Genomic DNA, 18,603 nt, shown 5'->3' with positions numbered 1-18,603 from the left:
TGGCCGCCGACCCCAATCGGGTCGGCGGCTTCTGCGTTCCCCCTCCCGCCGGTAGCCGCTGCCGCCGCGTATCGTGTTGCTCACCAACAACCGGAAGGACTCTTCGTGGCTCTGCAGTGCGCTGTAATTGACGACTACCAGGACGCGGCACGCCGTTTCGGCGATTGGAAGCAGCTGGCGGGCAACGTCGAGCTGACGGTGTTCACCGACCATCTGGACGAGGAGAACGCTGTAGCCGAGCGACTGGCCCCCTTCGACGTCGTCGTGATCATGCGTGAGAGGACGCCCTTTTCCGCAGCTTTGCTGCGACGCCTGCCCCAACTGAAGCTGCTCATCACCAGCGGGATGAGGAATGCTGCCGTCGACCTGCAAGCCGCGCGGGAACAGGGCATCACCGTCTGCGGCACGGCCAGCAACTCACAACCTCCGGCGGAGCTGACATGGGCGTTGATCCTTGGCCTGGCCCGTCACATACTTCCCGAAGCCGCTGCCTTGCGGGGGAGGGGACCGTGGCAGCACACGGTCGGCGCGGACCTGCACGGAGCCACGCTTGGCCTGATCGGACTGGGCAAGATTGGCACCCAGGTTGCCCGCGTCGGCGTCGCCTTTGGCATGGACGTGGTCGCCTGGAGCGAGAACCTCACCGCCGAGCGGACCGACGCGGCGGGTGTCCGCTTGGCGCCGTCGAAGCACGCCTTGCTCACCGAGGCCGACGTCGTCTCCGTCCACCTCGTGCTCGGCCCACAGAGCCGCGGTCTGATCGGCGCCCCGGAGTTGGCGCTGATGAAAGAGACTGCGTTACTGATCAACACCTCACGAGCCGGCATCGTGGACCAGACAGCGCTGCTGACTGCCCTGTCCCGGCACCAGATCAGGGGCGCCGGGCTGGACGTCTTCGAGGAGGAGCCCCTGCCGCACGACTCCCCGTTCCGAGACCTGCCAAATGTGCTGGCGACCCCACACCTGGGATACGTCACCGAACGCAACTACCGCGGCTACTTCCAAGAAGCGATAGAAAACATCGAGGCCTTTCTTAACGAGCGCCCTATCCGCACTCTTTGACCGGCTTCCACGCCGGCGCCACTGGCGCTTCATTCCCGGAATCGGAGACCAGATAGTTGTGGTGGGAAACCCGGTAGGCGGCCAATCGACCCTGACGTTTGACGCCTTCCAGTCCTCCAACATCAACCAGTACATCGCCTTACCGACATATCCCTGAGGGACTGTCGAACGGACGACGGCGGTGAGCAGCTGATCTGCTGGCCACTTACCTGCGAGCGCTGCGCTCACAGGCGGTCCGGTCCCGAAGGCTAGGCAACCACCTTATTCAGCAGCTCGTTCTTCTCCGGGGTGACCTCTACCGGCAGGAGGCTTGTGGGTCCGCCCCTACTGGAGCGGACAGGGAGTGGGCTCACATCACTGCGAGTGCTTCCGTCCGTATCGAGCAGGAATAGAGAAGCCCGGACCGCAGCGCTGGACGTAGGGTGAAGAGCGCGAACAATCACTATCCAGGAGGGCCTGTGCCGTACACCGTAGATTTCCAGAACGTATCCACCGTTGGCTTGGAATCGTCCCCATTGGCGGATGCGCTGGCAGGACTACGCGCCAACGAGGCGCGCTATTACAAGAACAAGTACGACCACGTCTTCACGGTCAGGCCCGCAAGTGAGGCGCCGGAAACGCTTGAGTGGGTAAACCGTGTCCTCGCCGAGCGCAACATCGTCTTCTCAGCCCGTCCGCTGGAGGTTGCTTCCTTCGAAGTCGACGGTTATCGGATGGCGTATGTGTTCTACGAGTCCGGCCTGTCGGTAAACGTGATGTACGGCATCGAGGACGGTGCGAAGCGTGCCGTGGGGTTCAAGCTCGCAGAAGGCATGGAAGTTCCCGACGAACTCGCCGCAAGCTTCAAGTTCGCGCGCCAAAAGTCGAAGCTGGCCGGGGTCATCCGTGGCTCCTACTTCGTGATCAAGGGCGAATACTGAGGCTCGGCCGGTGAAGGGCAGACACTCAGGGTCCTGCCCGCCGAGCGGACAGGACCCTGAGCAATCGATGGCGCCGCAGCTAGCGCGTGGAGATTGCTCCCGCTGCGGTGCCTCCGCGAGTGGACTGGACCAGCACGCTGGTTATCTGCCTGGCCGGTCCGGGCTTGACTTTCAGCGACCAAGCACCCAGGGTGTCCACGGTCGCTGTCCCGAGTTTGGCAACCGGGCGGCCGGCGGTCGTGTCGTAGATGACCACGGCCGTGGCCGGTGTGAGGACAGCGGTGTTCCCTTCCAATGTTGACGTGCCCTCGATTCGCATTTCCGTCCCGACCCTGTGGCGTGAACCGGTGCCAATGGCCAGGGCGTCGGTCTGGATGGCCAATTGAAGGCTGGCGGGGGCACTGCTGACGCCATTCTTGTCGGTCACGACCAACTCAAGGGTGACCGGTTCGTCTGCCTTGGCGGTCAGCGGGGCTGTGTCGGTGGTCTTGGCGTAGTAGGGGATCGAGACCGCGGGTTTTGCTGCTGTGTCGCTTGAAAGCGTCACTGCGGGCCCGCTCAGCTGGCGCCATTTGTAGCTGACCGCTCCGGTGGAGGCGCTGCCGTCCAGCTGAACAGTGCCGCCACGCGCCAGCGTGGGCGAGCTTGAGGAGGCTGTTGCGGTGACCGGTGGGGCTGAGGTGTCCGTCCCCGAGCCGTTGCCCGTGTCCACAACGGGACCCGGGTCAGGTTGCGGAGTGACAGGCTCAAGTCCTACCGTCGTAGCTGCGCCGCCGCTGATGGTGACCGGAAGGGAGGCGGAACCGCCGGAAGCCGACTTCACGGTAACAGTTGCCGGGGGCGCCTTCACCGGGAACACTTTTTCTGTGGCTGTTCCCGGGGTCGGGTTGTCGAGGGTGCCGAGATCAGTCACGGTCAACCCACCACTCTCACTGGACACGGCGGCAACGGTCAGAGCGGTTCCGTCGAACGTTGCCTTCGTGACGACAACGCTGCTTGGCTTGGTTACCTTGACGAGGCTGCTGCTGGCGGGTTTGTCGCCGATGTTGGTGACCTTGATGCTGTCCGGGGCGGTGCCGGTGAATTTGATCCGGGCGTAGTACCGCCCGCTGCCGGGATCGCTGACCAGGGGCGTTGTCTCGAAGTTTGACGCCTGTCCGTCCACTTGAAGCTGCCCGTCCGGGCCGCTGCTGGCAAAGACATCAATCATGTCCCCGTTGTGAACGGCGGCATCGGCGCTGACCCCGCGGTTCGTGGCAATCTTGCCTTGAAGTCCGAACTGGTCGGTTTCCAGGGCGAGTCCGCCGCCGGTGACCGAAAACTTGTTGTAGTTCATCGGACTGCCCGTGACGGTGTGTTCCTGGTTCGGGTCGCCGAGGTATCCCTCAGGTGCTGCCGGTCCGGTGGCCGGGTCCCACTTCAGGAAGGGCCCGATGTTGCTCTTGAGGGCGGTGGTGAAGTTGCCCGCGGCGGGTGAAATGTCTTCGACCAGTTTTCCAGCACCGGACCCGTCGGTGTCGATGGTGATGGTGCCGTACGGGTGTTTGAACTCCAGCGTGGTGTTCGCCGGGCCGCCCTTGACAACGATCCGTTGTCGGCCGAAGACCACCTGGTCACCTTCAGTGACCGAGTTCGCGAAGGCGGCTTCCAGCCCGAGGACCAGGACTGCCCGGCCGCCGTTGGGAAGATCCAGTTCGGCGCCGGCGAGCATGTAGAACGCCTCGTCCGGAAAGTTGTCCGGGAATGAGATTGGGGTGGTTTCGTCGGGTACGTCACCCGGGAGGAACCCGCACAGCGGATTCTCGGCGTCTAGGCATAGTTCGACGCGCGTTTTCGTGCTGTCCTCGTACCAGGAGGGGAAACCGTGTGCGGTGTTTACGGGGCCGACAGCTGTCAGCTTCCCGGGGTTCTTCACTGTTACCTGAGTGGCCGCTGCAGCCGAGCTCAGGCCCGCAGTGGTCAGGATCAGTGCGGCCACCGCAGCGATGCCGCGGCGGGTAACAACTCTTGGGTCCAGGCGGTTGCCTGGTCGTTCAGCTGGCTCGAGTACCATCTCTTCTCCTCAGAAAGGTGCTGATGGCTTCCAATATCGAGCAGCGGGCTTGTAGATACATTGTGCCCGGTTTGGCTCCAAGCCCGGGTGGACCGTCGACGAGCGGGTTCAGCTGACCAACTTGGAGAAACCTTGTGACACAGCGGAGCAGCGGTAACCGCAATTGTGCGTTTTCTTGGGGGAGGGGAGGGGCCCACTTATGGGACGCTGCCGCGCGCCGTTTGATTCGATGCACTCCGTCGGGAAAGAAGGGTCCTACGAGGACAATCATCATGACGGCGGCGATTGTGAACAGAATGGTTCGAGTCCAAACCCACGTACTAATCGGCGATGCTCCGGATGGTCTTCGCCGCGGGCTCAGAATTGAGCGAGGAGTGACGGCCTCGCTCCTGGCGGCCATATCTGTGAGTCGAGGTCGAAATGTCCACGCCAGCCTATGTTGTCTGTGAGGGTGGCCTGGCTGAAGTCGTTGTTGACGATTTCGTTGCGTCTGCCGGCGTCACGCTCGTGCTCCGGCACGGTTCCAAACCAGTTGCAACCGTCGATCTTTCCTATGAACTTGCAATTGACCAGGTCGGTATCGGTCGCGTTGTGCCCGTTGAATTTGCACTGGAGGAAAGTGCAGTTTTCGAAGCGCGAGGCCATCATGTTGAACCCTCCCAGTCCCTTGAACCGAACACCGTGGAACACGCAGTTTCGGTAGATGCTTGGTCGTGCCGCCAATGACCCTTGCGCGGAAGCACCGTGCTCATTAAGGACGCGGACGCCTTTCTGAGTGAAAGTGCAGTTGTCGAATTCCGACCAAGTGACCGTTAGGTGGGTCCAATCCAGCGGGATGCTTATGCCTGTCAGGTGCGCTCTGTGGAGAAAGAGGACGCGTAGCCCGGAACCTGGGTCGACCGGGGCGGCGTCCAGATCGAGACCATCAACCTTGCCGGTGAGTTGCAAAGCCCCGTAGGCCGGCAGATCGGTTGGCTTTGTCTCTCGCCACCACTTAGGCGAAGGGAGAATGCGCATCCTCCGATATAACCATGCTTGAGAAGGCCGCGCAGATATTCCACCCGCAGACTCTTGGGTTGCTTATCCAAGGCCTCGTGGCTGAGCGGGATCTCGCTGGTGGCGAGTCGTTCATGATGTTCAGTCTCCCATTCCGGCCAGCGAGTCCCTGATGGAGGAGCGACGCAGCGAGTGGATGTCCAAACCGGGGGGGAGGCCCAGGTCTTCTCAGTAGCGGCTGAAGCGGTGGTTCAGCGCTGCTTCGGAGACCACTGTGCAGCGTTCGGGAAAAAGGTCCAGACAGTCATTCATGTGCCGGATGCATGCCATCGCGGACGTTTCGAGAGATTCCGACTTTCATGTCCTGCGGCGCCGCTATCGGCGTGACGCTGAAACGTTTGCAAATTTCTTGCTGATCGTTGGTGTCACTAGTCCCCGTGAACCTTTACACGCCCGGCGCGCCGTCGGACGGCCCCGGATCCTTGGTAACGGCACGGACTTCGGCGTCCAGGCAGCCGAAACCGGGGAGTGGGTATCAGCGGCTCCCAATCTGCAAATTCTGCAACCGGATTACTTCTACTTGACATAATGTCGATTATCGGCGTTCAATGTACTGGCGTAGGAGTAGTTGCGAGATCTCCCGTTTCCAGGGCTATTTCCCCAGATCAGTCAGTCATTTGGCGGTGGATCTACTCGGGGAATCTATTGGACGACAGCTGCAACGATTCACGATTCCACTCAAAAGATCTGGCTAAAAGATGACGTGAAGCTTGGCCGCTACGAACAGCAGCCGAGTGAACCGCTCAGGCCAGCAATGAAAGCGCCGGCGATCAACAGTCTCGTTCTGAAATCCATGCGCACCCCAATCGTCGGTCTGGCATGCAGCCCACATCCGCCCGCGTAATTCACGGCGCGTTCAGCCTTTGACCTGACGCTTCGAGGATTCGCAAGAACCTGTCGCTGGTCGATGCCACCCCGTCCGAAAACTGCGTCGTACTGCTGCGCTGCAAGATCAAGAAATCTGCGAATACTGACTTGCTAAAAGCCCGCGTGGTGCCCGACGGTCCTGGCCCTCCCGTAGTTCGATTGGGTGGCGGGGGTCCTTGAGTACTGGCTCTCCCCCGACGAGCTCCCCTTGCCGTGTCACATCTCGGGCCTCGGCGGTGTCCTATGTTCAAGGCACGGTTTTTAGCGAAGGGAGTTGAAGTGTCAGCACGTTTTCGGGTCGTCATCATCGGGGCCGGGTATGCCGGGGTGATGGCGGCGAACAGGCTCGCGGGGAGTAAGCAACTTTCTGAATCCGTCCGTGTTACCGTCGTCAACCCAGTTGCCGACTTCATTGAACGCATCCGGCTTCATGAGGTTGCTGCCGGGAGCAGGACATCAGCGGCAGTGCCAATGGGGACGGTTCTGAATCAGCGTGCGGACCTCATTGAGGACACTGCCGTGAAAATCGATCCGATAAACCGCCGGGTGCACTTTTCCAGCGGCCGCGCACCGCTCAGCTATGACGCCTTGCTCTACTCCGTCGGCAGTACCCAGGCCGCCACGGCACCGGTCGGGGCCTACGGAGTGGCGAACGCCGAATCCGCAGCCCATTTACAAACCAGGCTGTCGAAACTGGAAGAGGGCGCCCGCGTAAGCATCATTGGAGGCGGCTTGACCAGCATCGAACTCTCAGCGGAAATTGCCGAAAAGTACCCAGGGCTGCAGGTCCGCCTCATTTCGCGCGGAGCCGTGGCCGACACTCTTTCCGCCTCGGGCAGACACGCGGTGCGGAGGCGGCTTGCGGCACTCGGCGTCGAAATGATGGACAATACCGGCGTGCAGACCTGCGACAAGTGGTCCATTCGAACGTCGGGCGGGGACACCCTGCCGTCCGACTGCACGATCTGGGCCGCAGGGTTCGGTGTACCGGCCCTGGCCCGTGACAGCGGATTGCCGACGGATGCAGAGGGCAGGCTCGTGGTCGATGAATCCTTGTCCTGTCCGCAATATCCCGACATCTTCGGGGCGGGCGATGCTGTTCGAATCCCGGACTCGGTAGCCGGTCATCTGCGCATGAGCTGCGCGGCGGCCCTGCCTCTGGGCGCACATGCAGCAGACAGCATCATCGCCCGCCTGCGGAACCAGGCTCCTGCTCCTGTGTCGGCGGGGTTCGTGGTGAAATGCATCAGCCTCGGACGCCACTCCGGGCTGATCCAGACGGTTACGGCCGACGACCGGCCGCGATCGTTGGTCGTTCGGGGCCGTCTTGGCGGGATGGCAAAAGAGCAGATCTGCCGAATGACGCTGGGCTGGATCAGAGGCGAGCTTCGCCGCAGCGGTTCGTACAAGTGGGCCAAGGGGCCGCTGCCGACGGCTGCAGGCTAAGACCGTGGGAGCCGCAAGCGTCTTTGAGGAACACCGTTCCCTGCTTTTCACCATCGCCTACGAAATCACCGGAACCGTCACGGACGCCGAGGATGTCGTTCAGGACAGCTACCTGAGGTGGTCGGGAGTGGATGCCGGCGCCGTAGGGAACCCGCGGGCCTATCTGGCCAAAACCGTGACCCGCCAAGCACTGAATTCCCTGCGCACGGCGCAGCGGCGCCGGGAAGACTACATCGGCCCTTGGCTTCCGGAACCCGTAGTGACAGTCCCTGACGTTGCCGAGGACGCGGTGCTGAGTGACTCACTGTCAATGGCCATGCTCGTGGTCCTTGAGACCCTCTCCCCCGATGAGCGAGCCGTGTTCGTCCTCCGCGAGGTTTTCGATTTTCCCTATGCAGAAATCGCGGAAGCCACCGACAAGTCACCCGCAGCAGTCCGCCAAATAGCCAGCAGAGCAAAGGCGCACGTCCACGCGCGGCAGCCACGCTTCGAAGTGGACGCCCACCGGCAGAAGGCGGTCACCGACCGGTTTATCGCCGCGGCCCTTGGTGGGGACGTCCAGGCACTCATGGACGTCCTTGCTCCCGGGGCCGTCCTCTTCTCGGACGGTGGCGGGAAGGTCACGGCAGCCCGCAAGCCCGTGATCGGCGCGGACAACATCACCCGATTCCTAGTGGGTATCTCCAGAACGCCCGTCCCCAACATGCGGATTGAATTGTCGTCAGTGAACGCGATGCCGGCGATCATCATCTACAGCGGAGATGTCGTTGACCTCGTAGTCATCGTGGAGTCCGGCAATGAACATGTGACCGGCCTCTACCTCGTCAGAAACCCGGACAAACTCCGGGAGGCCACCAGAACGCGACAGCTCAGCCGGACGCCTCCGCGGGCGTGAGGGGAAACGTCCTTGACACGTTGCCGATTCCCTAGTCGAATCGGTCCCAGACTGACCGCAGGGAAGAGCAGGGAAGAGCAGCGAAAAGAGAAGGCAAGTCCCGGACCGGACAAAGGAGAACCGGATATGAGCACGATCGTGGTGCAGGCGTTCATCACTCTCGACGGCGTGGTCCAGGCGGGCGGCGGCCCGGACGAGGACCGTGACAACGGCTTCGAGTACGGCGGCTGGCAGACCTGGTACAACGCCCCGGAGGTCGGGGACCTCGTCAGGGGCTGGGAGGACAGGACTGAAGCGCTGCTGCTTGGCCGCAGGACGTATGAGATCTTTGCTGGCTCCTGGGGTGTCTGGGACGAGAGCGCCGAGGGCCTGCAGGGAGAGCTGACCAGGAGGTACAACCGCATCCCCAAGTATGTTGCGTCGCGCACGCTGAACGAGCTGAGCTGGAAGAACACGCAGCTTCTCGGCCCCGACGTGCCGGCTGCGGTGGAGAAGCTGCGGGCGGAGCCGGGCGGCGAGATCCGCGTGTGGGGCAGCACCCAGCTGATCAGGACCCTGGCTGAGCACGACCTGGTCGACGAGTACAGGCTCTGTGTCTACCCGCTCGTGCTGGGCACCGGCAAGCAGCTGTTCTCCAACGGGTTCGCGCTCACCAAGCTCTCGCTGGCCGAGACCCGCGCCCTTCCCTCCGGAGTCCTGGTCAATACATACCGGCGGGCCGGCGCGGGCTGAGCCTGCTCGGCTTCCACGGCGCACCGCCCCAAGTGGCGACGCCTCCTGGCGGCACGTCTCGCTCCCCCGCCGGCCGCAAACACACAAGCCTCACTGCAACTCACAGGATTCGGTAGAGTAGTTCAAGCAAACTCACAAGATACACACCGACTCACAGGAGCTTCCTTGGACAACCCGTTCCGCCCTTCGGCCGGTGCCACTCCCCCGGAGATCCTCGGGCGAAGCGGGGTGCTCGATGAATTCGAGTATGGGTTGCGCCTCGGCGCCGGGGCTCCTGGCCTGTTGACAATCTTCACGGGGGCCCGGGGCATCGGCAAGACCGTCATGCTTGGCGCCGCCCACGACGCGGCCCGCGAGCAGGGCTGGGCGGTCATTTCCGAAACGGCCACGGAAGGCTTCATGGGCCGCATCGGCGAGTCCATGCGAGGTCTCGCCGAAGAACTAGGCACCGGTCCACAGTCCCGGCGCATCACTGCCATCTCCGCGGCAGGGTTCAGCATTACCACCCAGCTCCCACCCGAGCGCCAGGTCGCCTGGCGGACCCTCGGCGTCGAGCTCCTGCGGCTCCTCGACGAACGCAAATCAGGCTTAATCATCTCTGTGGATGAGATCCATGCGGCAGACCGCAACGAAATCGCGCAACTGGCCGCTAGCGTCCAGCACTTCATCCAGGACCGGCTACCCATCGGTTTGGTCTTTGCGGGCCTCCCGGCCGCGGTGTCGGACTTACTCAATGAGGGGGTGGCGACCTTCCTCCGGCGGGCGGACAAGATCGACCTTCATGCCGCAGCCGTCCGGGAAGTCGAAGACTCGTACACTGCAACCTTCCGCCAGGCAGGCGTGTCCGTCTCCCCCGGGCTCGTCCGCTACGCCGCCGAGGCCACCGGCGGTTACCCCTTCCTGATCCAACTTGTGGGGTATTTCCTCTGGCGGGAAGCCGAAAACAACGACGGCGCGCTCACCGCCGAGGAGGTCGATCTCGCCATCCGGGCAGCGCACCGCCGCCACGCGCGGACCGTGATCGAAGCGGCTCTTTCGGCCGCCTCCGCCCGGGACATGGACTTCTTGCGCGCCATGGCCGACGACGACGGACCCTCCACCGCAGCGGACATCGGCCGGCGCATCAAGGCCAAAACCAACCTCGTCGCCAACTACCGGTCCCGGCTCCTGGCGGCGGGCCTCATCGAAGCGGCGGGCCACGGCAAGGTCGACTTCGCCATTCCCGGCCTGCGTCAGCACCTGCGGGCCCAAACCGGAACCTAGCCGAACAAGAGTGGCGGCCAGCTCCCTGGAAGGTGCGGCCCCGGGTCCCGCGTCAGGGCCGGGAGAGCTCGTCGCGGATCCGGGCCGCGAGGGCCTCCGGGGCGTCGTCGGATGCGTCCTCCCCGCCCGGCCAGAAGTCCCCCATCCGGTCGCCCTTCCACCGGGGGACGAGGTGGTAGTGGAGGTGGAAGACCGACTGCGTGGCCGCCTCTCCGGCAGAGGTGATCAGGTTCATCCCTTCAGGCCGCAGGGCGTCCTGAAGGGCGGCACCGACTGCCCGGCAAGAGGCCGCCAGCCGCGAAGCGGCCGCGTCGGGGGCTGCCAGGAAATTGGGGATGTGGGCGACGGGGACCACCAAAGTGTGCCCGCGGCCGACTGGCTTGCGCGGAAAGAACGCGATAGCTTCCTCGCTGCGGTACACAATGTGCGCCTTTTCGGTGCCGTCAACGATCGCGCAAAAGTCACAATGCTCCATGTCCGCCTTCTTCCGCTCTCATGCCCGCCTGGCAGCGGTCCCGCCATCAGGCTCCCACATAGGCCGCAAGGTGCTCGCCGGTGAGCGTGGGGCGGCCGGCGACGAGGTCCGCCGGTGTGCCCTCGAAAACGACACGGCCGCCGTCGTGCCCTGCGCCGGGGCCGAGGTCGATGATCCAGTCGGCGTGCGCCATCACAGCCTGGTGGTGCTCGATGACGATGACCGACTTGCCGGCGTCGACGAGCCGGTCGAGCAGGCCCACCAGGTTTTGGACGTCGGCGAGGTGCAGGCCGGTGGTGGGCTCATCGAGGACATAGACGTCACCCTTCTCCGCCATCTGTGTGGCCAGCTTGACGCGCTGGCGCTCGCCGCCGGACAGGGTGGTGAGCGGCTGGCCGAGGGTCAGGTAGCCGAGCCCGACGTCCACGAGCCGGTCGAGGATCTTGTGCGCCGCCGGTGTGCGGGCCTCTCCTTCGCTAAAGAACGCCTCGGCCTCCGTCACCGACATCGCCAGCACCTCGGCGATGTTCCGGCCGTTCAGCGTGTACTCCAGGACCGACGCCTGGAACCTCTTGCCCTCGCAGTCCTCGCAGGTGGATTCAACGGTGGCCATGACGCCCAGTTCGGTGAAGATGACGCCCGCGCCGTTGCACGTGGGGCAGGCCCCTTCGGAGTTGGAGCTGAACAGCGCCGGCTTCACCCCGTTGGCCTTCGCGAACGCCTTGCGGATCGGCTCCAGAAGGCCCGTGTACGTGGCGGGGTTGCTGCGCCGCGAGCCCTTGATGGCGCCCTGGTCGATGACCACAACCCCGTCGCGGCCGGCCACAGAGCCGTGAATCAGCGAGCTCTTGCCCGAACCGGCGACACCCGTGACCACACAAAGTACGCCGAGGGGAACGTCGACGTCGACGCCCTTGAGGTTGTGCGTCGAGGCCCCCCGCACGCCGAGCCGGCTTGACGGTGTACGCACTGCTAGCTTCACCGTGGCCTTGTCGTCGAGGTGGCGTCCGGTGATGGTGCCGCTCCCGCGCAGCCCCTCCACGCTCCCCTCGAAGCAGACGCTGCCGCCCTCCGTGCCCGCGCCCGGTCCGAGGTCAACCACGTGGTCAGCGATGGCGATAGTCTCCGGCTTGTGCTCGACGACGAGCACGGTGTTGCCTTTGTCGCGCAGCTGCTGCAGCAGCTGGTTCATCCGTTCGATGTCATGCGGGTGGAGCCCGATGGTCGGTTCGTCGAAGACGTAGGTGATGTCCGTGAGGGACGAGCCCAGGTGCCGAATCATCTTGGTGCGCTGCGCCTCGCCACCGGACAGCGTCCCGGCCGGACGGTCCAGCGAGAGATAGCCCAGCCCGATGTCAGCGAACGAGTCGAGCAGGTGCTGCAGGCCTTTGAGGAGGGGTGCGACCGACGGCTCGTTGAGCCCGCGGACCCACGCGGCGAGGTCGCTGATCTGCATCTGGCACAGGTCGGCGATGTTCTTGCCCTGGATCCTCGATGACCTGGCCTCGGGGCTGAGCCTGGTGCCGTCGCACTCGGGGCAGGCCTGGAACGTGATGGCCCGTTCCACGAACGCCCGGATGTGCGGCTGCATCGCGTCGACGTCCTTGGAGAGTATGGATTTCTGGATCTTCGGGATCAGGCCCTCGTAGGTGAGGTTAATGCCCTCCACCTTGATCTTGGTCGGTTCCTTGTAGAGGAGGTCGTTCATTTCCTTTTTGGTGAACTTCGCGATCGGCTTGGCCATGTCGAAGCCCGCGCCGCTGAAGATGCGGCCGTACCAGCCGTCCATGCTGTAACCGGGAATCGTGAGCGCACCCTCGGCCAGTGACTTGGTGTCGTCGTACAGCGCGGTGAGGTCGAAATCCGAGACCGAGCCCATGCCCTCGCACCGCGGGCACATGCCGCCCAGGTAGACCGCACCGTGCACCACGCTCTTCTCAACCCTGCCGGCTTTCTCGGTGCTCATCACCCCGCTGGCCTTCCGTGTCGGAACGTTGAAGGAGAACGCCGTGGGCGGCCCCACGTGCGGTGATCCCAGCCGGCTGAAGAGGATCCGGAGCATGGCGTTGGCGTCGGTGGCAGTTCCCACCGTGGAGCGGGGGTTCGCGCCCATCCGCTCCTGGTCGACGATGATCGCCGTCGTCAGCCCCTCGAGGTGGTCCACCTCGGGCCGCGACAGGTTGGGCATGAAGCCCTGCACGAAGGCGCTGTAAGTCTCGTTAATCATGCGCTGCGATTCCGCGGCGATGGTGCCGAACACCAGTGAGCTCTTGCCCGAGCCTGAGACGCCGGTGAAGACCGTCAGCCGGCGCTTGGGGATCTCGATGCTGACGTCCTTGAGGTTGTTCTCGCGTGCGCCCTGCACGCGGATCAAATCGTGGGTGTCCGCAACGTGGTTCGCAGCCGCTTCCGTGTCCGCCGTCGTGGCCATGCTCATGGTCTCTCCATCTGTTTCGCGGGCCGCTACTGCGGCCTCCGTCAGCGTCACTTTGCTCCATCTAACCAGTTCCCGGATCAAACCAGCCTCGGGACCAGACCCATGTTGAGCCCGACGTCTGGCGTTTCCGCACCGGCGCAGGGGTTAGCTGGGTGCCTGGATGCGGATCAGGTTGCCGGCGGGATCGCGGAAGGCGCAGTCGCGCACCCCGTACGGCTGGTCCGTCGGTTCCTGGACGACCTCGGCGCCACTGGCCTGCAGCCGGTCGAAGGTGCCGTCCACGTCCTTGGTGGCCAGGAGGATACGGGCGTAAGTGCCCTTCGCCATCATCTCGGCGATGGTGAGGCGCTCGTCGTCGGTGATGCCGGGGTCGGCAGCGGGCGGTTCCAGCACGATCGAGGTGCCGGGCTGGTCCACAGGGCCGACGGTGATCCAGCGCATCCCGCCGTACCCGACGTCGTTGCGCACCTCGAAGCCGAGCGTGTCACGATAGAACGCCAGGGCGGCGTCCGGGTCGTTGTGTGGGAGGAAACTCGCGTGAATGTTGATGTTCATGGCACTCATGCTAGTTGCGGCTCCCGGGCTGGCACTTCTCGATTCCTGACCGGTCTGGTGACCTGTTTCGCCACGCAGGATGGCATCCCCGACGTTGTGCGGGCCGCCTGGCGCCGGTAGACGCTCGGCGGCACGCCGACCAGCTCGGTGAACCGGGTGCTGAAGGTACCCAGTGACGAGCAGCCAACCGCGAAGCAGACCTCGGTGACGCTGAGATCACCGCGGCGCAGCAGCGCCATCGCACGTTCGATGCGCCTTGTCATCAGGTAGCTGTAGGGTGCCTCGCCGTAGGCAAGGCGGAATTCCCGGCTGAGATGCCCGGCCGACATGTGCGCGCCGCGTGCGAGCGCCTCGACGTCCAGGGGCTGGGCGAACTCCCTGTCGATCCGGTCACGGACGCGGCGCAACAGCGCGAGATCGCGCAGGCGTTCCGCCGAGCTTGCTCTGGTGCTCACATGTGAGATGTTGCTACGGCACGGCAGCGTTGTCTAGCTGCGATGGCCCGCGCCCCGCAGCCGGCGACGAATGTCCGACCGGTGCCGTTGCCTTTTGATGCCTGTCTTTTGGATGCCATTGTCTTTGACGGCGGGCTCGCTGAGAATGAACCATGACGGTCTACCTGAGGTCCTTGGAAACAGCAGTCCCGCCGACCATCCTGATCCAGCCCGAAGCCAGGTCCGTGTTCGCGGCCCAGCCCGGCCTTACCCGGCTCGGATCCCGGCTCGTCAATACCTGCTTTGACTCCGCAGCGATTGACACCCGGCATACGGCTGTCAAAGAACTCACCACGGACAGCCGGGCGCAAGATCCCCAGTTCTTCGACCCGGACACCGGCCTGCTGCTCAGCCCGAGCACCAAGGTCCGCAACGACATCTTCGCCACCGAAGCCACGAAGCTCTTCATCGAGGCAGCCCAAAAAGCCCTGGAGGCATGTCCGGCCGTCGACCTGAAGGACGTCACCCACCTGGTCACCGTGTCCTGCACCGGATTCTTCAATCCCGGCCCCGACTACAAGATCGTCCGGGCCCTGGGCCTGAATCCCGCCGTGCAGCGGTACCACCTCGGCTTCATGGGATGCTATGCCGCCTTCCCGGCGCTGCGGGCCGCCAAATCCTTCTGCGAGGCGGACCCCGAAGCGGTGGTGCTCGTGGTCTGCGCCGAACTCTGCTCCCTCCACGTCCGGACCTCCAACGATCCAGACACCATCATGGGATCGGCTTTGTTTGCGGACGGCGCCGCGGCGGCCATCGTCACCGCCCGGGATATCCCCGGGGAACCGGCGCTGCTGCAGCTGGATCACTTTGAAACCGTCCTGACGCCGGTCGGCGAGGAATCCATGGCCTGGAACATCGGCGACGAAGGCTTCGAGATGGTGCTGGGCAACTACGTTCCGCACATCATCGACGATCACATCATCGGCGCCCTCGAACCGCTGCTCTCCCGCGACACCTCACTGCACGGACTCCCGTACCGGGATATCCAGCACTGGGCTATCCATCCAGGCGGCCGGAGCATCCTGGACAAGGTCCAGTCCAGGCTGGGCCTCAGCGATGAACAGCTGGTCCCGGCCCGCGAGACTCTCCGCAACTACGGCAACATGAGCAGCGCAACCGTCTTGTTCGTCATCAAGCACATCCTGGACCTTCCGCCGGCGGACGACGGCGGGGACGGCGGGGACGGCACCGGCGAGCGCGCCGCCGCGCCCGGTACCGAACGGATCTGCTCGATGGCCTTCGGGCCGGGCCTCACCGTGGAAACGGCGCTCTTCACCAGGCTGCCTGCCCCGAAGCCCGCCGCGGGGGAAGAAGCCGAAGCGGCCGGGGCGGAAGCGGCGCAACCCGTCCCGGTGCGGGCCTGACAGCGGCCACCCTGAAACCGCCAGGCATGCGTCCGTTCAGTTCCGAACAGCTCCGCGCGGCCGTACTGCGGGACCGCGCAACAGACGCCGTCGAGGAAATGGACCGCCCCGACTGCGACCCCGTCCGGCTGGAGCGCACTTATGCCCAGTTCGCGCCCGTCAACCGTGTGGTCGCGGGCTGGCATGGCATCTACCGGACCTGGCTGCGGCCGCGGTTGTCGGCGGACTCCCCCACCTCGCTTCTGGACATCGGCTGCGGCGGCGGGGACGTGCCTGTGCTACTGAATCGATGGGCCGCCCGGGACGGGCTGCGCCTGGACGTCACCGGCATAGACCCGGATGGGCGCGCAAGCCTGTTCGCCAACGGCCGGCACGCGGCTGCCGGCGTCGCCTTCCGCGCGGCCACAGCGGCGGAGCTGGTCGAAGAGGGCCGCCGTTTCGACGTCGTGGTGTCCAACGCCGTACTGCACCACCTTGACGGGCTTGCAACGTTCCTGGCCGAATCAGCCATGCTGTCGCGGGGCACAGTGATCCACAACGACATCCGCCGCAGCCCTGCGGCCTACGCGCTCTTCTATGCCGGCTCGTGGGTGTTCACCGGGTCCTACATCAGGCAGGACGGGCTGACTTCGATCCGGCGCAGCTACACCGCCGCCGAGCTGGCCGCGGCCGTTCCCCCGGGCTGGACGGTGGCCCGCCACGCCCCGTTCCGGAACCTGCTGCTACTCGACACCACCGCCGTCAACCACTCCGGACGGTCCGCGGCCAGTGGCTGATGTGCTGATCATCGGCGCCGGTCCGGTGGGGCTGTTCATGGCGGCGCTGCTGCTGCAGGACGGCGTGGAGGTGCAGGTCCTCGAGCAGCGCACCGTTCCGGAAGCGCACTCGCGTGCCATCGGCATCCATCCGCCGGCCCTTGCCGCCCTTGCCCGGACGGGAGTTGCAGAGGCCCTGGTGGCCGAGGGCGTCCAGATCCGCCGGGGAGTCGCCATCGCCGGCGGGAAGACCCTTGCCGAGATGTCCTTTGCGGGGGTCTCGGACCGCTTTCCGTTCGTCCTGTCCTTGCCCCAGGGGCGCACTGCGGCGCTGCTGGAACGGCGCGTCAGTGAGCTCGACGCCGGCGCCGTGCACCGCGGCGTCAGGGTCACCCGGATTTCCGACGACGGCGGTCGGGTCACCGCGGAGGCAGCATCGCAGAGGGCTGAACTGGGCAGCGGTGAACTGCACTACGCGGCGCCGCTGGTCATAGCCGCCGACGGCGTGCGGTCCACCGCGCGGGCCCTGCGGGGCGTCCCCCTGCGCGCAAAGGACTACTCGGACAACTACTTCATGGGTGACTTCGCGGACGCCACCGGGTTCGGTCCGGACGCCGCACTGTTCCTGTCCGGCGCGGGCATCGTGGAATCATTCCCCCTCCCGGGCCAACGGCGCCGCTGGGTGGCCCGGCTGGGCCGCGGCGAGCTTACTGCTGTCCGGCAGGGAGGCGACGCCCGGTGGCTGATGGATTGCGTGCGTGCACGGACGGGACTGGAGATCGACCCGGCATCCAATAGCATGCTCAGCAGTTTCGGTGTCCGGACGCGCCTGGCCCGCCGGATGGTGACCGGCCGGATGGCGCTGATCGGCGACGCGGCCCACGAGGTCAGTCCGATCGGCGGCCAGGGCATGAACCTGGGCTTGCTGGATGCGGCGGAGCTGGCACCGATCGTGACGGCGGCGGTGCGCGGCCAGGATATCGCTGCTCGTCTGCGGACTTTTGAACGGGACCGGACGAGGGCGGCGGCCAAGGCTGTACGGCAGGCGGAAATCAACATGGCCCTGGGCCGGCCCCTCGCGGACGGTTTTCTCGCGGCGCGCAACCGGGCCATCGGTGGCGTGGGCGCGGTTCCGGCGGTGAATGCCTGGATCGCCCGCCGGTTTACCATGCACTGAGGATGCTGGCCGCCCACGCGCAGCAGTTCGCACGGTAATAAAATGTGCGCATGGACGGCTTCCCCGCGACGCACCGGCACCGCATCATGGTGTGTGCCGTGGCCGCGCTGGCTGTCTTGGGCGCCGCCTCTTCCTGCAGTGCGGGTGACGGCGGAAGCACGGCTGGCACCAGCCCCACGGCGACGGCCAGTGCCACCGGACAGGTGGCTGCGCAAATCAACCAGTTCCGTGACAACTACAGCAAGCAGATCATCGAGATCCAACTGACGAACACCACCGGCAGTGCCCTGACTGTCCTCGGCGCGGACCTGACCACTCCGCTCTTTGGCGCGCCGATCACGTGGCCGGCGCGCGGGGGCGGGATCGAGCTTCCGGCCGGGCAAACGAAGAGCCTGGCGGCACAGTTGCCGGCGCCGGAGTGCGGCAGTCCGCGCCAAAGCGCGCCGCCAACCGAACCCGGGGTGGACCAAGGGCGAGCCGTTGTGTCTGTCCGGGTGGCGGTGCCCGGGGCGACGGTGCCTGGCACAGGTATTGCCACCACAGCGCCGGCTGCAGATCCCTTCGGCGTCCTGGCGCGGAACAACGCCGAAATGTGCCTGGCCCGGGCGGCCTCGGCCGTCGCCGCGATCGGACTGGCCCCGGAACTGGAGGTCGGCGCCGACGGGCGGACCGCCGTCGTGCGCCTGATGATCACGCCCCGGGCCGCCCCAGGGGCGGACGCAGGGCAAACAGATGCGGGCGGTGGCACGGCGCATGAGCTGGTCATCGACCGCGTTCAGGAAACCACGCTGCTGGCGGAGGCCCCGGCTGCGCCCTGGCCCCGGGCCCTGACAGTCCGCGCGGGCGGCTCCCCAACGGAACTGCGGATGGGAATCCGGGCCGCCCGTTGCGACCCCCATGCCGTAGCGGAGGACAAGGTGGGCACGCTCCTTCCGCTGTACATCAGCGTCGCCGGCCGGAGCGGTGTGGTGAAGGTCGGCGCCGGCGACATGCTTCGAGGCCGGATCTACGATTTTGTTACAACGGCGTGCGCCCGCCAGTAGTCTGGGGAC

General features: G+C 65.2%; 15 protein-coding genes and 1 pseudogene. 10 read left to right on the top strand and 6 right to left on the bottom strand.

Annotation, left to right across the window (positions count from 1 at the left end):
- The first annotated feature begins 105 nt into the window (after positions 1-105).
- Positions 106-1,062 carry a D-2-hydroxyacid dehydrogenase family protein gene (locus ACFVVK_RS14970; protein ID WP_390268389.1) on the top strand — a complete coding sequence of 319 codons (957 nt, stop codon included), beginning with the start codon at positions 106-108 and terminating at the stop codon, positions 1,060-1,062.
- 458 nt (positions 1,063-1,520) lie between these two features.
- Positions 1,521-1,982 carry a phage tail protein gene (locus tag ACFVVK_RS14965; protein WP_390268386.1) on the top strand — a complete coding sequence of 154 codons (462 nt, stop codon included), beginning with the start codon at positions 1,521-1,523 and terminating at the stop codon, positions 1,980-1,982.
- A 79-nt stretch (positions 1,983-2,061) separates the two neighbouring features.
- Here ACFVVK_RS14965 and ACFVVK_RS14960 read toward each other — a convergent pair whose 3' ends face one another.
- Positions 2,062-4,035 carry a hypothetical protein gene (locus tag ACFVVK_RS14960; protein ID WP_390268383.1) on the bottom strand — a complete coding sequence of 658 codons (1,974 nt, stop codon included), beginning with the start codon at positions 4,033-4,035 and terminating at the stop codon, positions 2,062-2,064.
- Positions 4,036-4,392: 357 nt separating this feature from the next.
- Positions 4,393-5,052 (bottom strand): hypothetical protein, encoded by a 660-nt coding sequence (locus ACFVVK_RS14955; RefSeq protein WP_390268380.1) that lies wholly within the window; start codon positions 5,050-5,052, stop codon positions 4,393-4,395.
- Positions 5,053-6,237: 1,185 nt separating this feature from the next.
- On the opposite strand from ACFVVK_RS14955, the gene ACFVVK_RS14950 reads away from it, so the two are divergent.
- From ACFVVK_RS14950 to ACFVVK_RS14935, 4 genes are all read left to right on the top strand, one after another.
- Positions 6,238-7,404, top strand: a complete 1,167-nt coding sequence (locus ACFVVK_RS14950; protein ID WP_390268377.1) for an NAD(P)/FAD-dependent oxidoreductase — start codon at positions 6,238-6,240, stop codon at positions 7,402-7,404.
- 4 nt (positions 7,405-7,408) lie between these two features.
- Positions 7,409-8,299, top strand: coding sequence for an RNA polymerase sigma-70 factor (locus ACFVVK_RS14945; protein WP_390268374.1), 891 nt, complete (start codon positions 7,409-7,411; stop codon positions 8,297-8,299).
- A 126-nt stretch (positions 8,300-8,425) separates the two neighbouring features.
- Positions 8,426-9,031 (top strand): dihydrofolate reductase family protein, encoded by a 606-nt coding sequence (locus tag ACFVVK_RS14940; RefSeq protein ID WP_390268371.1) that lies wholly within the window; start codon positions 8,426-8,428, stop codon positions 9,029-9,031.
- A gap of 165 nt (positions 9,032-9,196) precedes the next feature.
- Entirely contained in the window at positions 9,197-10,294 is a 1,098-nt protein-coding gene (locus ACFVVK_RS14935) for an ATP-binding protein (RefSeq protein ID WP_390268368.1), read from the top strand.
- A gap of 52 nt (positions 10,295-10,346) precedes the next feature.
- On the opposite strand, the pseudogene ACFVVK_RS14930 reads toward ACFVVK_RS14935, so the two are convergent.
- The 4 genes and pseudogenes from ACFVVK_RS14930 to ACFVVK_RS14915 form a co-directional block, all read right to left on the bottom strand.
- Positions 10,347-10,772 (bottom strand): annotated as a pseudogene (locus tag ACFVVK_RS14930) (HIT family protein); the annotation flags it as partial.
- Between the two features lie 43 nt (positions 10,773-10,815).
- Positions 10,816-13,206 carry an ATP-binding cassette domain-containing protein gene (locus ACFVVK_RS14925; RefSeq protein ID WP_390268365.1) on the bottom strand — a complete coding sequence of 797 codons (2,391 nt, stop codon included), beginning with the start codon at positions 13,204-13,206 and terminating at the stop codon, positions 10,816-10,818.
- 144 nt (positions 13,207-13,350) lie between these two features.
- Entirely contained in the window at positions 13,351-13,770 is a 420-nt protein-coding gene (locus ACFVVK_RS14920; protein ID WP_390268362.1) for a VOC family protein, read from the bottom strand.
- Positions 13,767-14,216 carry a helix-turn-helix transcriptional regulator gene (locus tag ACFVVK_RS14915; protein ID WP_390268360.1) on the bottom strand — a complete coding sequence of 150 codons (450 nt, stop codon included), beginning with the start codon at positions 14,214-14,216 and terminating at the stop codon, positions 13,767-13,769. Before ACFVVK_RS14915 ends, ACFVVK_RS14920 begins: the two co-directional genes overlap by 4 nt.
- Before the next feature lie 152 nt (positions 14,217-14,368).
- On the opposite strand from ACFVVK_RS14915, the gene ACFVVK_RS14910 reads away from it, so the two are divergent.
- Genes ACFVVK_RS14910 through ACFVVK_RS14895 form a run of 4 tightly spaced genes read left to right on the top strand, consistent with a single transcriptional unit; the run spans position 14,369 to position 18,594 of the window.
- Complete coding sequence (locus ACFVVK_RS14910; RefSeq protein WP_390268357.1) at positions 14,369-15,619, top strand: type III polyketide synthase; 1,251 nt, start codon at positions 14,369-14,371, stop codon at positions 15,617-15,619.
- Between the two features lie 26 nt (positions 15,620-15,645).
- Positions 15,646-16,395 (top strand): class I SAM-dependent methyltransferase, encoded by a 750-nt coding sequence (locus ACFVVK_RS14905; protein WP_390268354.1) that lies wholly within the window; start codon positions 15,646-15,648, stop codon positions 16,393-16,395.
- On the top strand, positions 16,388-17,551 hold the full coding sequence (locus tag ACFVVK_RS14900) for an FAD-dependent oxidoreductase (protein ID WP_390268351.1): 1,164 nt from the start codon (positions 16,388-16,390) through the stop codon (positions 17,549-17,551). The genes ACFVVK_RS14905 and ACFVVK_RS14900 overlap by 8 nt, the downstream gene beginning before the upstream one ends.
- A 50-nt stretch (positions 17,552-17,601) precedes the next feature.
- A complete protein-coding gene (locus tag ACFVVK_RS14895) occupies positions 17,602-18,594 on the top strand; it encodes a hypothetical protein (protein WP_390268348.1) in 993 nt (330 codons plus the stop codon).
- Positions 18,595-18,603: the final 9 nt, after the last annotated feature.

Origin of the sequence: Arthrobacter sp. NPDC058192 (assembly GCF_042883665.1) — a bacterium.
GTDB lineage: Bacteria > Actinomycetota > Actinomycetes > Actinomycetales > Micrococcaceae > Arthrobacter.
Note: the sequence above shows the minus strand (reverse complement) of the source record. Positions and strands in the feature narration are given on the sequence as shown.

What these genes read in the sequence shown, in the direction of transcription:
- ACFVVK_RS14910 (WP_390268357.1), top strand. Translation starts at nt 14,369, where the DNA reads ATGACGGTCTACCTGAGGTCCTTGGAAACAGCAGTCCCGCCGACCATC.
- ACFVVK_RS14920 (WP_390268362.1), bottom strand. Translation starts at nt 13,770, where the DNA reads ATGAGTGCCATGAACATCAACATTCACGCGAGTTTCCTCCCACACAAC.
- ACFVVK_RS14960 (WP_390268383.1), bottom strand. Translation starts at nt 4,035, where the DNA reads ATGGTACTCGAGCCAGCTGAACGACCAGGCAACCGCCTGGACCCAAGA.
- ACFVVK_RS14955 (WP_390268380.1), bottom strand. Translation starts at nt 5,052, where the DNA reads ATGCGCATTCTCCCTTCGCCTAAGTGGTGGCGAGAGACAAAGCCAACC.
- ACFVVK_RS14895 (WP_390268348.1), top strand. Translation starts at nt 17,602, where the DNA reads ATGGACGGCTTCCCCGCGACGCACCGGCACCGCATCATGGTGTGTGCC.
- ACFVVK_RS14925 (WP_390268365.1), bottom strand. Translation starts at nt 13,206, where the DNA reads ATGAGCATGGCCACGACGGCGGACACGGAAGCGGCTGCGAACCACGTT.
- ACFVVK_RS14940 (WP_390268371.1), top strand. Translation starts at nt 8,426, where the DNA reads ATGAGCACGATCGTGGTGCAGGCGTTCATCACTCTCGACGGCGTGGTC.
- ACFVVK_RS14905 (WP_390268354.1), top strand. Translation starts at nt 15,646, where the DNA reads ATGCGTCCGTTCAGTTCCGAACAGCTCCGCGCGGCCGTACTGCGGGAC.